Source organism: Burkholderia sp. Z1, assembly GCF_014893795.1.
In the GTDB taxonomy this organism is placed as follows: Bacteria; Pseudomonadota; Gammaproteobacteria; order Burkholderiales; family Burkholderiaceae; genus Burkholderia; species Burkholderia theae.
The window spans coordinates 1,656,809-1,670,026 of record NZ_JACFYL010000001.1 but is presented as its reverse complement, the minus strand read 5'-3'; the positions used below and the strand labels follow the sequence as shown (position 1 = coordinate 1,670,026).

Sequence of the window (13,218 nt, the reverse complement as noted above, 5' to 3'; positions counted from 1 at the left end):
ACGCGACAAGGTAATGATGTCTTCCGAAGCTTTTGTTTCCGCGTGCCGCGACGCAATCGGCGCCGACCACGTGCTGACCGACCCGCACGATACCGAACCGTTCCTGATCGACTGGCGGCGCCGCTACAAGGGTGCCGCGTGCGCGGTGCTGAAGCCGGCCGACACGGCCGAAGTCGCCGCGCTCGTGAAGCTGGCCAACGCGCACGGCATCGCGCTCGTGCCGCAAGGCGGCAACACGGGCCTCGCCGGGGGCGCAACGCCCGACGCGAGCGGCAGCCAGGCCGTCCTGAGCGTCGCGCGCCTGAACCGCGTGCGTGCGCTCGACCCGCACAACAACACGATCACCGTCGAAGCCGGCGTGATCCTCGCCGACGTGCAGGCGCGCGCCCGCGAAGGCGGCCGGCTGTTCGCGCTGAGCCTCGCGGCGGAGGGGAGCTGCACGATCGGCGGCAACCTGTCGACCAATGCGGGCGGCACCGCGGTGCTGCGCTACGGCAACGCGCGCGAGCTGTGCCTCGGGCTCGAGGTCGTGACGCCGCAGGGCGAGATCTGGGACGGCCTGCGCGGACTGCGCAAGGACAACACGGGTTACGACCTGCGCGACCTGTTCATCGGCGCGGAAGGCACGCTCGGGATCATCACGGCGGCCGTGATGAAGCTGCACCCGCTGCCGGCCGCGCAGGTCACGGCGCTGGCCGCGCTCGAATCGCCGCACGCGGCGCTCGATTTCCTCGCGCTCGCGCAGCGCGCGGCCGGGCCGCTGCTGACCGGCTTCGAGCTGATGTCGGATTTCTGCATGCAGTTGGTCGGCAAGCACTACCCGCAACTGCGCTACCCGTTCGCGCAGACGCATGCGCAGACAGTGCTGCTCGAACTGTCCGACAACGAAAGCGAAGCCCATGCGCGCGCGCTGTTCGAGAAACTGATGGAAGAAGCGTTCGAGGCCGGGCTCGTGGTCGATGCAGTGGTCGCGGAGAATCTCGCGCAGTCGCGCGCGTTCTGGGACCTGCGCGAACACATCCCGCTCGCGCAGGCCGACGAAGGGCTCAACATCAAGCACGACATCGCGGTGCCGATCTCGTCGGTCGCGCGTTTCATCGACGAGACCGACACGGCGATCCAGCAGGCCGCGCCGGGCGCACGGATGGTCACGTTCGGCCATCTCGGCGACGGCAACCTGCACTACAACGTGCAGATGCCCGAAGGCGGCGATCCGAAGGCGTTCCTTGCCGCGTTCCAGGCGCCGATCAACCGGATCGTCTACGACAACGTGCATCGCCACCACGGCACGATCAGCGCGGAGCACGGCATCGGCCAACTGAAGATCGACGATGCGCAGCGCTACAAGTCGCCGGTCGAAACGACGCTGATGCGCACGCTGAAGACCGCGCTGGACCCGCGCGGCCTGATGAACCCCGGCAAGGTCCTGCGCTGAACCCGCCCACTCCGGAGCGAAGCCCGTGAAAGTCCGCGTCCTGTCCGACCTGCATCTCGAAAGCAACCAGCCCGACACCATCGCGCATGCCGACGCGGATCTCGTCGTACTGGCCGGCGACATCCACAATCACGCGGAAGGGCTGCGCTGGGCCGCCGAGACGTTCGACCCTGACGTGCCGGTGATCTACGTGCCGGGCAACCACGAGTACTACGACGGGGAATTCGGTGCGCTGGAGACGGCGATGCGCGACGCCGCGCATACGCTCGACAACGTGCATTACCTGAACAACGGCGTCTATGTCGATCCCGAACAGCGCTTCCGCGTGCTCGGCACGACGCTCTGGGCCGATTTCTCACTGTTCGGCACCGACGAGGCCAGCATCGCCAATGCAATCGACGCCGCGCTGCGCGTGATGCTCGATTTCAAGGGATTGATCCAGGTGACCTGGCCGCACGACGCGGCGCTGCATGCGGCACCGGGCGCCGCGGAACGGGATTTCTCGCCGTCCGACGCGATCGCGCTGCATCGGCAAGGCCGCGCGTGGCTGGAAGCGCAACTCGCGGCGCCGTTCGCGGGCAGGACGATCGTCGTCACCCATCATGCGCCGCACCGGCGTTCGCTGGCGGAACGCTATGCGCAAGACCTCGCTTCGGCGGGATTCGTCACGGACATGGCGGAGCTGGTGCGGCCGCCGGTGGATCTGTGGCTCCACGGCCACACGCATACGTCATTCGACTACGTTGCGGACGGCGGCACACGCGTGGTGTGCAACCCGCGCGGCTACATCCACCGGCGCACCGGCGAACGGGAAAATACCGCGTTCGCGTGGGACAAGGTCGTCGAGCTCGGCTGAACGCCGGCCCGCCCGGCCGCGTTGCGCGGCCTGCTCCGACCCGGGCTGATATGACCCGATCAGCGATCGTTACGGCGCGCGCCGTGCTGGGGCTCGCGCACGCGCACCGGCACCGGCTTCATCCGCGCCTTCGCCTTCATCGCACGCAGCAGGTCGCGGGTCGCCGCGGCGGCAGCTGCCGCGCCAAGCAGGACGCCAAGGCCGATCATCAGGTGCGTATCCATTGCTACTCCGGTGTGACGTATCTCGATAATTCCCACAGTATCAAACTGTCTGGCACGCGTTCGTAAAAAAATGTTGCGTGAAGGACAAATCTGGTCAGATTGCGGTCGACCGCGCGCTCATGTCGCACGCGTGTACTGCTCGAGCGCGGCTTCGTCGGCTTCGAGCGTGGACGGCAGCTCGTCGCGCAGGAAATCGACCCAGGTGCGAATTTTCGCGTCGAGGTACTGGCGCGACGGATAGAGCGCGTAGATGTTCATCACGTGCGACCGGTACTCGGGCATCACGCGCACGATGTGCCCGCTGCGCAGCCAGCCGATCGCCGAATAAAGCGGCAGCCCGCCGACCCCCATCCCCTCCCGCACGGCCACCGCGAGCGCCTCGGCGACGTTCACGCGAAACGGCGGCGCCGTGATCGGGACGATCTCGTCGCCGTTCGGCCCGGCCAGCACCCATTCGTCGTAGTGAAAGCCCGGCGCGACCATCCCGAGGCACACGTGCTGCGCGAGATCCGCCGGCCGCAGCGGCACGCCGTGCGCCTCGACGTAGCCGGGCGATGCGCACACCACGCTGTAGCTCTCGCCGAGCCGCTGCGACACCAGCCCCGAATCGGGCAGGTCGCGGCCGACGACGATCGCGACGTCGTACCCCTCGTCGAGCAGATCGGGCATCCGCTGCGCGAGCGTCAACTCGACGTGCACGTCCGGATAGCGCTCGCGATAGCGCGCGATGGCCGGCACCAGGTAGTGCTGGCCGAGGCTCGTGAAGCAATGGACCTTCAGCTTGCCCGACGGCCGCGCGTGCGCGTCACCCGCCTCGGCTTCGGCCTGGTCGACATACGCGAGGATCTGCTCGCAACGCTGCAGATAGCGCTCACCGGCTTCAGTCAGCGCGATCCGCCGCGTCGTGCGGTTCAGGAGACGCGTGCGCAGGTGCGCCTCGAGATCCGAGACCGCGCGCGACGCGTAGGCGGTGGTCGAATTCATCTGCTGGGCGGCCGCGGTAAAGCTTCCCGCGTCGACCACACGGACGAATACCCGCATGTTTTGTAACGTATCCATCCCAATACCCGTTTGAATCCGGAGGGATTGTTGCACAGAGGCGAACAAATATTATCTCAGGATTCGTAAAAATGACTTGCACCGTTGTCCATTTATTCAGGAATCACTGAAAAATATAATCGCATCCGGCTCATCTATATCCGAAAGGGAGAAAATCGTGCAGTCTCCGGCACCAAAAGGGACGCTCGCACTGGCGGTTCTTGCAGTCTCATTAATAATGGCCGGATGCGCGAGCATGGGCGACAACAAGCCGCAGTCGGCTCGCCTCGAAGCGAACGCGCTCGACGCCGGCGCGGCCATCCGCGCGGCCGACCGGGACGCGGGCTGGCCCGCGGCCGACTGGTGGCGCGCGTACCGCGATCCGCAACTCGACACGTGGGTCGCCGCCGCCCAGGCTAGCAACCCGACGCTCGCGGCCGCCGAGGCTCGGGTGCGCGAAGCGCAGGCGATGGCGCGTGTCGCCCGCTCGGCCGAACTGCCGCAGATCAACGGCAACCTGTCACTAATGCGCGAGCACTGGCCCGACAACGTGTACTACGGCCCGGGCCCGCTCGCGAACGCCGATACCTGGAACAACACGGGCACGCTCGGCCTGTCGTACCACCTCGACCTGTGGGGCAAGGACAAGAACACGACCGAGCGCGCACTCGACACCGCGCATGCGACCGCCGCCGACGCACGTGCGGCGAAGCTCGAGCTCGAAGTCAACGTCGTGCGCGCGTATGTCGGCATGTCGATGAACTATGCGCTGCTCGACCTCGCGCACGAAACCTTCGAACGCCAGCGCTCGCTCGCCGATCTCGCGCGCAAGCGGCTGAAGGCCGGCCTCGGCACGCAGCTCGAAGTGAGCCAGGCTGAATCGACGCTGCCCGACTACGAACGCCAGATCGACAGCTATGAAGAAGCGATCCAGCTCGCGCGCCACCAGCTCGCCGCGCTGGCCGGCAAGGGCCCGGGCGCAGGCGACGCGATCAAGCGGCCGCAGCTCTCGCTCGACGCGCCGGCCGGCCTGCCGTCGGCCATGCCGGCCGACCTGCTCGGCCGCCGCCCCGACGTGGTCGCGGCGCGCTGGACGGTCGACGCGCAGGCGCGCGGCATCGATGTCGCGAAGGCGTCGTTCTACCCGAACATCGACCTGCTCGCGACGGTCGGCGGCTTCGGCGTGACCGCGCCGTTCACCGACTTCCTGCGCGCGATGAACGGCGGCTGGACGGCCGGCCCCGCGCTGTCGCTGCCGATCTTCGAGGGCGGCCGGCTGCGCGCGCAGCTCGGCGCCGCGAACGCCGGTTACGACCAGGCGGTCGAGCGCTACAACCAGACGATCGTCGGCGCGCTCAAGGACATCGCCGACCAGGTCGTGCGGATCCGTTCGCTCGATACGCAGAAGAAGGATGCCGCACGCTCGGTGGCCGCCAACGACCGCAGCTACCAGCTGTCGCGCGAAGGCTTCCGCCGCGGGCTGACCGATTACGTGAACGTGCTGATCGCGCAACAGCAGTTGCTGCGCGCGCAGGAGACGGCCGCCCGCATCGATGCGGAACGCCTCGCCGCGCATGCGCAGTTGATGGCCGCGCTCGGTGGCGGTGTCGAGACGGGCCGCGACGTTCCGAATGACGAACCCGCTGCGGCCGCCGCATCGGGTGCAAAGCCCGCCGCCGCGGTCGCCCGGCCCGCGCAGGTCGCCACCGCCGGTGCGTCCGACGTGCCGGCCGCACGGTAACGCGGAGCGCCCGCCATGTCAGCCTCATCCTCCGCTTCCACGCACGCCGGCGGTCCGCTCGCGGCCTGGTACGCCGCGTTCGGCGACTGGGCCCGCACCGACGGCGCCGCGTGGCTCTATCTGTTCAAGGCGCTGCTCGCCGCGTTCATCGCAACCGGCGTGTCGATGCGGCTCGACCTGCCCGCGCCGAAAACGGCGATGACGACGGTGTTCATCGTGATGCAGCCGCAAAGCGGCGCGGTGCTCGCGAAGAGCTTCTACCGCGTCGCCGGCACAATCTTCGGGCTCATCGCGACGCTCACGTTCGTCGGGTTGTTCCCGCAGCAGCCGCAGCTGTTCCTGCTGGCGGTCGCGCTGTGGGTCGCGCTGTGCACGGCCGGCGCCGCGCGCAACCGCAACTTCCGCAGCTACGGTTTCCTGCTGGCCGGTTATACGACCGCGCTGATCGGGCTGCCCGCTTCGCAGCACCCGGACGGCGCGTTCATGAGCGCGCTGACGCGGGTGGCCGAAATCATGGTCGGGATCGTGTCGGCCGGTGTGGTCAGCGCGCTCGTATTTCCGCAGTACACGGGCGAGCAGATGCGCACGACAGTGCGCAAGCGCTTCGGCAGCTTCGTCGACTACGTCGCGTCGGCGCTGTCGGGCAAGCTCGACCGCGCGCATATCGAAACCATCCATACGCGCTTCGTCGCCGACGTGGTCGGGTTCGAAGCCGCGCGCAGCATGGCCGTGTTCGAGGATCCGGACACGCGGATGCGCAGCGGCCGCCTCGCGCGGCTGAACAGCGAGTTCATGAGCGCGTCGAGCCGCTTCCATGCGCTGCACCAGTTGATGAACCGGCTGCATGCGATCGGTGCGCAGGCCGCGATCGACGCGATCGAGCCGTACTTCCGCGAGATCGCGCCGCTGCTGCTGACGCCGGGCGGCGAACCCGTACGCACGTCGACCGACGCGGGGCATGCGGCCGAGCAGCTGCTCGCGTGGCGCGATGCGCTGCCGCGCCGCATCCGCGCGACGCGCGCGGCGCTCGAAACGCAGCCGGACTTTCCACTGCTCGACTTCGACACGGCCGCCGAACTGCTGTACCGCTTCATCACCGACCTGCACGAGTACGCGGCGACCTACGCGTCGCTGTCGACGCCGACGCACGAACGCGAGCGCTGGATCGAACGCTACGAGCCGCGCACCAACATGACGGCGATGGTGATCGCGGCGATCCGCACCGCGACCGTGATCCTCCTGCTCGGCTGGTTCTGGATCGAGACAGCCTGGCCGAGCGGCGTGACGCTCACGCTGACGGCGGCGGCCACCTGCGCGCTTGCGTCGTCGACGCCGCGGCCGACCGCGATGTCCGCGCAGATGGGCATGGGGACGGCGCTCGCCGTCTGTACCGGCTTCCTGCTGACGTTCGGGATCTATCCGCACATCGACGGATTCCCGCTGCTGTGCGTCGCCCTCGCGCCGCTCCTCGCGATCGGCATCTTCATGACGTTGAAGCCGAAGCTCGCGGGCTACGGGATGGGCTACCTGATCTTCTTCAGCTTCCTCGCGGGCCCGGACAACATCACGCACTACGACCCGACCAGCTTCATGAACGACGCGCTCGCGCTCGTGCTGTCGATGCTGGTCTCGGCGATCGCGTTCGCGGTGCTGTTCCCGCCGACCGCGCCGTGGCTCAAGAAGCGGCTGTTCGCCGATCTGCGCCACCAGGCCGTCGCGGCCTGCCATGCGCGGCTCGCCGGATTGCGCACGCGTTTCGAGAGTGGTGCGCGCGACCTGATGTATCAGGCGCACACGCTGTCGGCCGACCAGCCCGACGTGCAGCGCGACGCGTTGCGCTGGATGTTCGCGGTGCTCGAAACCGGCAATGCGGCGATCGACCTGCGCCACGAGCTGGCGGCGCTGCCGCCCGACCCGCGTTATGCGCCGTCGATGCCGTGGCGTCGCGCGATCGAGACGATGCGCGGCGCGCTGGCGACGCTGTTCTCGAAGCCGAGCGCCGCACGCTTCGATGCGACGCTCGCCGCGACCAATGCGGCGATCGACGCGACCCGGCAGGCGCTCGACGTGTTCGCACCGACGCGCGACGAACGCCACCGGCTGCAGCGCATCCTGAGCCATCTTCATTTCGTGCGCACGGCGCTGCTCGATCCGGAATCGCCGCTCGAGCCGCTTTACCGCAACCGCCCCGTGCGCCCCCAACCTGGAGCCTCGTCATGATGCCGCGTGAAATCGCCATTCTCGATGCCTACATGCCCACGGTGGTGCTGATGTTCGTCCTGGGCGCGCTCGCGACCTGGGCCGTCGACCGCCTGCTTGCCTATACGGGACTCTACCGGGTGGTCTGGCACCCGTCGCTGTTCCGGGCCTGTCTTCTCGTCTGCATTTGCGGCGGACTGAGTCTTGCCGTTTACCGTTGATTCCGAACCATCATGATTCTCAGAAAACTCTTCGGCTTCGTCGCGACCGCCGTCATCCTTCTCGTCGCGATCCTGATCGGGCGCTCGCTGTGGGTGCACTACATGGACGATCCGTGGACGCGCGACGGGCGCGTGCGCGCCGAGATCGTCAACGTCGCGCCGGACGTGTCGGGCGCGATCGTCGAGCTGCCCGTGCATGACAACCAGCTCGTGAAAAAGGGCGACCTGATCATGCAGATCGACCCGTCGCACTACCAGATCGCGGTCGAGCAGGCCCAGGCGGCCGTCGCCGCCCGCCGCGCGGAACTGCAGATGCGCCGCGACGATGCGGCCCGCCGCGCGGATCTCGATGCGCTCGTCGTGTCGAAGGAAAACCGCGAGAACGCGGCGCACAGCGCGTCGAGCGCCGATGCGCAGTACCAGCAGGCGATCGCCGCGCTCGACGCCGCGAAGCTCAATCTCGAGCGCACGCGCGTCGTCGCGCCGGTCGACGGTTACATCACGAACCTGCAGACGTTCAAGGGCAACTACGCGGTGGCCGGCCAGGCGAAGCTCGCGATCGTCGACAGCCATTCGTTCTGGGTCTACGGCTACTTCGAGGAAACCAAGCTGCCGCGCGTGAAGATCGGCGCGCCGGCCGAAATGCGGCTGATGAGCGGCGGCGTGATGAAGGGCCATGTCGAAAGCATCTCGCGCGGCATCTACGATCGCGACAACCCGCAAAGCCGCGACCTCGTCGCGGACGTGAACCCGACCTTCAACTGGGTGCGGCTCGCGCAGCGCGTGCCGGTGCGCATCCGGATCGACGAAGTGCCGGCCGACGTGGTGCTGTCGGCGGGCACGACCTGCACGGTCATCATCGATCCGGACAAGCAGAAGAAGTCGTAAGCGCGGTACGGCCGGGTGGCGCCCCGCCCGGCTGCGTCATTCCCAGAAGAACCGGTAAGGCAGGAACGGCGACGGGCCGATCCCGGATTCGCCGAGCATGTTGCGCAACCGCATCGCGAAGCCGATGGCGCCGATCACGACGAGTGCGGCGATCACGTAGCGGCGCCGGATGCCCGGCACGCGCTGCAGCGGCACGAACTGGCAGCTCATCGCGAACAGCACGAGCCACTGGAAACGCAGCCCCGCATAGCTGACCCGCGCAAGCGCGAAGCTCGCGATCTCGCAAGCGAACAGGAACCCGAGCGTACGCGGCATGCGCGCGAGCAGCACCCAGCCGGCCACGAGCGTCAGCAGCGCGAGCACGAGCGGCGCGATGCCCGACATCTGCGCCGGCGGCGTGAACGCCGCATAGAGGCCGACCTTCGCGAGCAGCGCGTCGTGATGCATCGCGAACAGCACACCACCGATCGCGGCCGCCAGCCCCGCATAGCGCAGCAGCCGCAGACGCCGGACCTGCAGCAGCACGACGAGCAACACCACCGACACATGCATGCTGGCCGCCGCGGCCGCCAGCGCGATCGACGCGCCGCGCCGCCGGTGCGACCAGGCATCCGACGCGATCTTGGCCGCGCAGAACGCGAGACCGTAGCGCAGCCCGCTCATCGCCATGTCGTAGAAGAACAGCGGAAAGATCAGCGTGGCGAACACGCACGCGTCCTCGGCGGTCCGCCCGAACGCGACGACACACGTGATGACGATCAGCAGCGACAGGATCGCCGTCGCGATGCGCGGATCGTGGCCGACCCATTCGAGCGCGCGCACGAGCCACACGAAGCCGGGCTCGAGCGTGCGCGGCACGACCTTCAGGTTGCCGCTCCAGATGCCGGCCACGATGTTCTGGTAAATCGCCGTGTCGGTGCCCGTCCGGCCGCGCAGCACGGCGAACGCGGCGGCCGGTGCGATGCCCGCCGCGAGCCACCGCCACGCGGCCATGCGCGTGCGCATGCCGATCGCGGCGGAAACCAGCATGCACAGGTATCCGCTCAGGTAAATCGATACTGTCATTGTTATGAATGACCCGCTCGGTGCGCTGACGCATCGGTGTCGATGCGCGCGCGGCGGGTTCTGGCCCCTACTTGTGTGGATGCGCATTGTAGGGGATTGCGTGCCACGCGATTGCCGATTTTTGTCATCGATCGGCGGGTAGCCGGCGGGTAACGCGCGTCGCGGGCGGCCGGCCCGCGACCGCGCGGCGCTCAGGCCGCGATGCGAAAGCGCCCGACCAGCGACTTCAATGCCTGCGCCTGCTCGTCGAGCGCGTTCGCCGCGGCAGCCGCCTGTTCGACGAGTGCCGCGTTCTGCTGGGTGCCCGAGTCCATCTGCGTGACCGCGCGGCCGATCTCTTCGATTCCGGCGCTCTGCTCGTCCGATGCCGCGGAAATCTCGCCGATGATGTCGGTCACGCGCTTGACCGCGCGCACGACGTCGCCCATCGTACGGCCCGCATCGTGCGCGAGCGCCGCGCCGTTCGCGACACGCTCGACCGACGCGCCGATCAGCGCGCGGATCTCCTTCGCCGCGGTCGCCGCACGCTGCGCGAGCAGGCGCACCTCGCCCGCGACCACCGAGAAGCCGCGCCCCTGCTCGCCGGCGCGCGCGGCCTCGACCGCCGCGTTCAACGCGAGAATGTTGGTCTGGAACGCGATCCCCTCGATCGTCCCGATGATGTCGCGAATGTTCTTCGCGCTGTCGTCGATCTCGCTCATCGTCGCGACCACCCGCCCGACGACTTCACCGCCCGTCTCCGCGACGGCCGACGCATTGGCCGCGAGCGTGCTCGCCTGACGCGCATTCTCGGCGTTCTGCCGCACGGTCGACGTGAGCTGCTCCATGCTGGCCGCGGTGCGCTCGAGCGCGACGGCCTGCTGCTCGGTGCGCCGCGACAGGTCGAGATTGCCGGTCGAGATCTCGCCGGACGCGGCCGCGATGGCCTCGGCGCTGACGGCGATCTCGCCGACGGTCGCCGCGAGCCCCGTCTGCATCTCGGCCAGTGCGCGCACCATGCTGTCGCGGTCGTGCCGGCCGAGCGTGATCGGTCGCGTCAGGTCGCCGCGCGCGATGTCCGCGGCGATCGCCTTCGCATGCGCGGGCTCGCCGCCGAGCTGCGACGCGAGGCGGCGCACGACGCGCTCGGCGATCACGATCGCAAGCACGATCAGCGCGGCCGTCATCGCCGCGATCATCGCGAACGACGACGAGAAGATGGTGGCGGACGCATCGAGCGTCGCCTTCGACTTCTCGCCGCGCGTCTTCACGAGGTCGGCGACGAGTTTCTCGAGCTTGCCGGTTTCGACCAGCAGCGACACGTCCTGCGTGCCGACCTGCCAGTTCATCTGCGACAGGTCGAGCGGCTGCGCGCGCACCAGCGCGACGAAATCGCGCAGATGCGCGCTCCACGTGCCGACCGCCGTCGAGAACGCGCGCAGCCGCGCCGAATCGTCGGCATCGGCCGGATCGGCGTAGCGCTGCAGCGTGCCGAGCGCCTGCCCGATCGACGCGAGCCCCGCGCCGACCTCGGCGCCCAGTTCGTCGCGCTCCTTCGCGGTGGTGGCGGTCAGCAGCATCTTCTGTGCACGGCTTGCCCTCAGCAGCTCGGCCCGGACCTCCTGCGCCGCGCGGCTCGCGACGTGGCCCTGCTCGTAGACCGACGCGATCGACGCGTTCAGCCGACTGATCTGCCACAGCGAAAACACGCCGATCGCGAGCGTGCCGGCCAGCAGGATCGCGAATGCGGCGCGCAAGGTCGACTTGACGGTCCACGGCCGGCGCTCGCGACGCGCCGCTCGCGTGCGCCGTGCGGCGCGACCGGCGGCCGCACCTGGCTGCGGATGCAATGATGCTGCTTTCATCGATATATCCCCGTATGGATCACGTTGCCGGATAGGTCGGTTCCGGCATTCCCGCGACGGCTGGCCATGCCGCGCGTCCTGCGCCCGCACGGCGGGTAGCCGGTGCCGGGCGCGGCGCGCCTGTTGTCATTGGGTTCATCTACGGCCGCCACCGCCGTTTCTTGAGTCCGGTCATACACGCATCCGGGCCCCGGCGCGGCTCCGCGGACGGGCGGACGCGCCGCCAGCGTTATACCCGGTCAAAAAAACGGGCACCGGCCGATCCGTCACATGAATGTCCGATTCGCGATAAAACTTGGCCTGACATTCTCGATACGCCACATTACACTTCTTTGACGCAGCAACGATTCAAAACGCGCCGATCCCCACCAGAGCGCGCCCGTCACCTCAACTCGTTCAGCTCACATGGAAACCAGCCTCGACACCGGAGTCGCCGGCGCAGCCGCCGCCCAGCCGTCCGCGCCACCCGTTCCCCGCACCGTCTATCCGGTGCTCGGCGCGATCAGCTTCTCGCACATGATCAACGACATGATCCAGTCGTTGATCCTCGCGATCTACCCGATGCTCAAGAGCCAGTTCGCGCTGTCGTTCGCGCAAATCGGCCTGATCACGCTCACCTACCAGATCACCGCGTCACTGCTGCAGCCGCTCGTCGGCCTCTATACCGACAAGCGCCCGAAGCCGTATTCGCTGCCGGTCGGCATGGGCTTCACGCTCGCGGGGCTGCTGCTGATGTCGGTCGCGCCGAGCTTCCCGGTACTGCTGGTAGCCGCGGCACTCGTCGGCTGCGGTTCGTCGGTGTTCCATCCGGAATCGTCGCGCGTCGCGCGGATGGCGTCGGGCGGCCAGCACGGGCTCGCGCAGTCGGTGTTCCAGGTCGGCGGCAACGCGGGTTCCGCGCTCGGGCCGCTGCTTGCCGCGCTCGTGATCATTCCGCACGGCCAGCACAGCATCGCGTGGTTCTCGGCGGCCGCGCTCGTCGCGATGGTCGTGCTCACGCAGATCGGCCACTGGTACAAGAAGCATCCGTCGATGAAGAAGAAAGCCGTGTCGGCCGGCCATCCGACGCTGTCGCGCGGCCGCGTGATCGGCGCGATCGGCGTGCTGGTGCTGCTCGTGTTCTCGAAGTACTTCTACCTCGCGAGCATCAACAGCTATTTCACGTTCTACCTGATCGACAAGTTCCACCTGTCGGTGCAGGCCGCGCAGATCCACCTGTTCGTGTTCCTCGCGGCCGTGGCGGCCGGCACGCTGATCGGCGGGCCCGTCGGCGACCGGATCGGCCGCAAGTACGTGATCTGGGTATCGATTCTCGGCGTCGCGCCGTTCACGCTGCTGCTGCCGTACGCGAACCTGTTCTGGACGAGCGTGCTGACCGTGATCATCGGCATCGTGCTGGCGTCGGCGTTTGCCGCGATCCTCGTCTACGCGACGGAACTGATGCCCGGCAAGGTCGGGATGGTCGCGGGCCTGTTCTTCGGCTTCGCGTTCGGCCTGGGCGGCGTCGGCGCGGCCGTGCTCGGCCAGCTCGCCGACGCGACGAGCATCACGTTCGTCTACAAGGTGTGCTCGTTCCTGCCGCTGATCGGCGTGCTGACGGTGTTCCTGCCGAACCTCGAAAGCAGCCGGCGCAAGAAGGCGTGACGAGCCGGCCGCGGCGTGCGCACCGCGGCCGGTCGAACGGCTTGAAAGGAGAAAACGGCGGCG

General features: G+C 68.3%; 11 protein-coding genes. 7 read left to right on the top strand and 4 right to left on the bottom strand.

Annotated features, from left to right (window positions below; translation table 11 throughout):
* Positions 1–13: 13 nt before the first annotated feature.
* Both H3H55_RS07700 and H3H55_RS07695 read left to right on the top strand, forming a co-directional pair.
* Positions 14–1,435 (top strand): FAD-binding oxidoreductase, encoded by a 1,422-nt coding sequence (locus tag H3H55_RS07700; protein ID WP_193098207.1) that lies wholly within the window; start codon positions 14–16, stop codon positions 1,433–1,435.
* 25 nt (positions 1,436–1,460) lie between these two features.
* Positions 1,461–2,291, top strand: a complete 831-nt coding sequence (locus H3H55_RS07695) for a metallophosphoesterase (protein WP_193098206.1) — start codon at positions 1,461–1,463, stop codon at positions 2,289–2,291.
* A 59-nt stretch (positions 2,292–2,350) separates the two neighbouring features.
* Here H3H55_RS07695 and H3H55_RS07690 read toward each other — a convergent pair whose 3' ends face one another.
* The gene (locus H3H55_RS07690) at positions 2,351–2,515 is read right to left on the bottom strand and encodes a hypothetical protein (RefSeq protein ID WP_164992006.1); all 165 of its coding nucleotides are present in this window, start codon (positions 2,513–2,515) and stop codon (positions 2,351–2,353) included.
* A gap of 117 nt (positions 2,516–2,632) precedes the next feature.
* A complete protein-coding gene (locus H3H55_RS07685) occupies positions 2,633–3,574 on the bottom strand; it encodes a LysR family transcriptional regulator (protein ID WP_129514372.1) in 942 nt (313 codons plus the stop codon).
* A 157-nt stretch (positions 3,575–3,731) separates the two neighbouring features.
* Here H3H55_RS07685 and H3H55_RS07680 point away from each other — a divergent pair, with 157 nt between their 5' ends.
* From H3H55_RS07680 to H3H55_RS07665, 4 genes are read left to right on the top strand one after another with little or no spacing between them, the layout of a single operon-like run.
* Positions 3,732–5,294 (top strand): efflux transporter outer membrane subunit, encoded by a 1,563-nt coding sequence (locus tag H3H55_RS07680; RefSeq protein WP_193098205.1) that lies wholly within the window; start codon positions 3,732–3,734, stop codon positions 5,292–5,294.
* Between the two features lie 15 nt (positions 5,295–5,309).
* Entirely contained in the window at positions 5,310–7,514 is a 2,205-nt protein-coding gene (locus H3H55_RS07675) for an FUSC family protein (RefSeq protein WP_193098204.1), read from the top strand.
* Complete coding sequence (locus tag H3H55_RS07670) at positions 7,511–7,714, top strand: DUF1656 domain-containing protein (RefSeq protein WP_048244099.1); 204 nt, start codon at positions 7,511–7,513, stop codon at positions 7,712–7,714. Before H3H55_RS07675 ends, H3H55_RS07670 begins: the two co-directional genes overlap by 4 nt.
* 12 nt (positions 7,715–7,726) lie before the next feature.
* A complete protein-coding gene (locus H3H55_RS07665) occupies positions 7,727–8,602 on the top strand; it encodes an HlyD family secretion protein (protein WP_014897260.1) in 876 nt (291 codons plus the stop codon).
* A 36-nt stretch (positions 8,603–8,638) separates the two neighbouring features.
* On the opposite strand, the gene H3H55_RS07660 is transcribed toward H3H55_RS07665, so the two are convergent.
* Both H3H55_RS07660 and H3H55_RS07655 read right to left on the bottom strand, forming a co-directional pair.
* A complete protein-coding gene (locus tag H3H55_RS07660) occupies positions 8,639–9,631 on the bottom strand; it encodes an EpsG family protein (protein WP_193098203.1) in 993 nt (330 codons plus the stop codon).
* 227 nt (positions 9,632–9,858) lie between these two features.
* Positions 9,859–11,511, bottom strand: coding sequence for a methyl-accepting chemotaxis protein (locus H3H55_RS07655; protein ID WP_193098202.1), 1,653 nt, complete (start codon positions 11,509–11,511; stop codon positions 9,859–9,861).
* Between the two features lie 405 nt (positions 11,512–11,916).
* On the opposite strand from H3H55_RS07655, the gene H3H55_RS07650 reads away from it, so the two are divergent.
* Positions 11,917–13,155 (top strand): MFS transporter, encoded by a 1,239-nt coding sequence (locus tag H3H55_RS07650; protein WP_193098201.1) that lies wholly within the window; start codon positions 11,917–11,919, stop codon positions 13,153–13,155.
* The last annotated feature ends 63 nt before the right edge of the window (positions 13,156–13,218 follow it).

Coding starts and splice junctions, on each gene's coding strand:
- H3H55_RS07700 (WP_193098207.1), top strand. CDS start 14: ATGATGTCTTCCGAAGCTTTTGTTTCCGCGTGCCGCGACGCAATCGGC.
- H3H55_RS07690 (WP_164992006.1), bottom strand. CDS start 2,515: ATGGATACGCACCTGATGATCGGCCTTGGCGTCCTGCTTGGCGCGGCA.
- H3H55_RS07685 (WP_129514372.1), bottom strand. CDS start 3,574: ATGGATACGTTACAAAACATGCGGGTATTCGTCCGTGTGGTCGACGCG.
- H3H55_RS07675 (WP_193098204.1), top strand. CDS start 5,310: ATGTCAGCCTCATCCTCCGCTTCCACGCACGCCGGCGGTCCGCTCGCG.
- H3H55_RS07670 (WP_048244099.1), top strand. CDS start 7,511: ATGATGCCGCGTGAAATCGCCATTCTCGATGCCTACATGCCCACGGTG.
- H3H55_RS07665 (WP_014897260.1), top strand. CDS start 7,727: ATGATTCTCAGAAAACTCTTCGGCTTCGTCGCGACCGCCGTCATCCTT.
- H3H55_RS07660 (WP_193098203.1), bottom strand. CDS start 9,631: ATGCTGGTTTCCGCCGCGATCGGCATGCGCACGCGCATGGCCGCGTGG.
- H3H55_RS07655 (WP_193098202.1), bottom strand. CDS start 11,511: ATGAAAGCAGCATCATTGCATCCGCAGCCAGGTGCGGCCGCCGGTCGC.
- H3H55_RS07650 (WP_193098201.1), top strand. CDS start 11,917: ATGGAAACCAGCCTCGACACCGGAGTCGCCGGCGCAGCCGCCGCCCAG.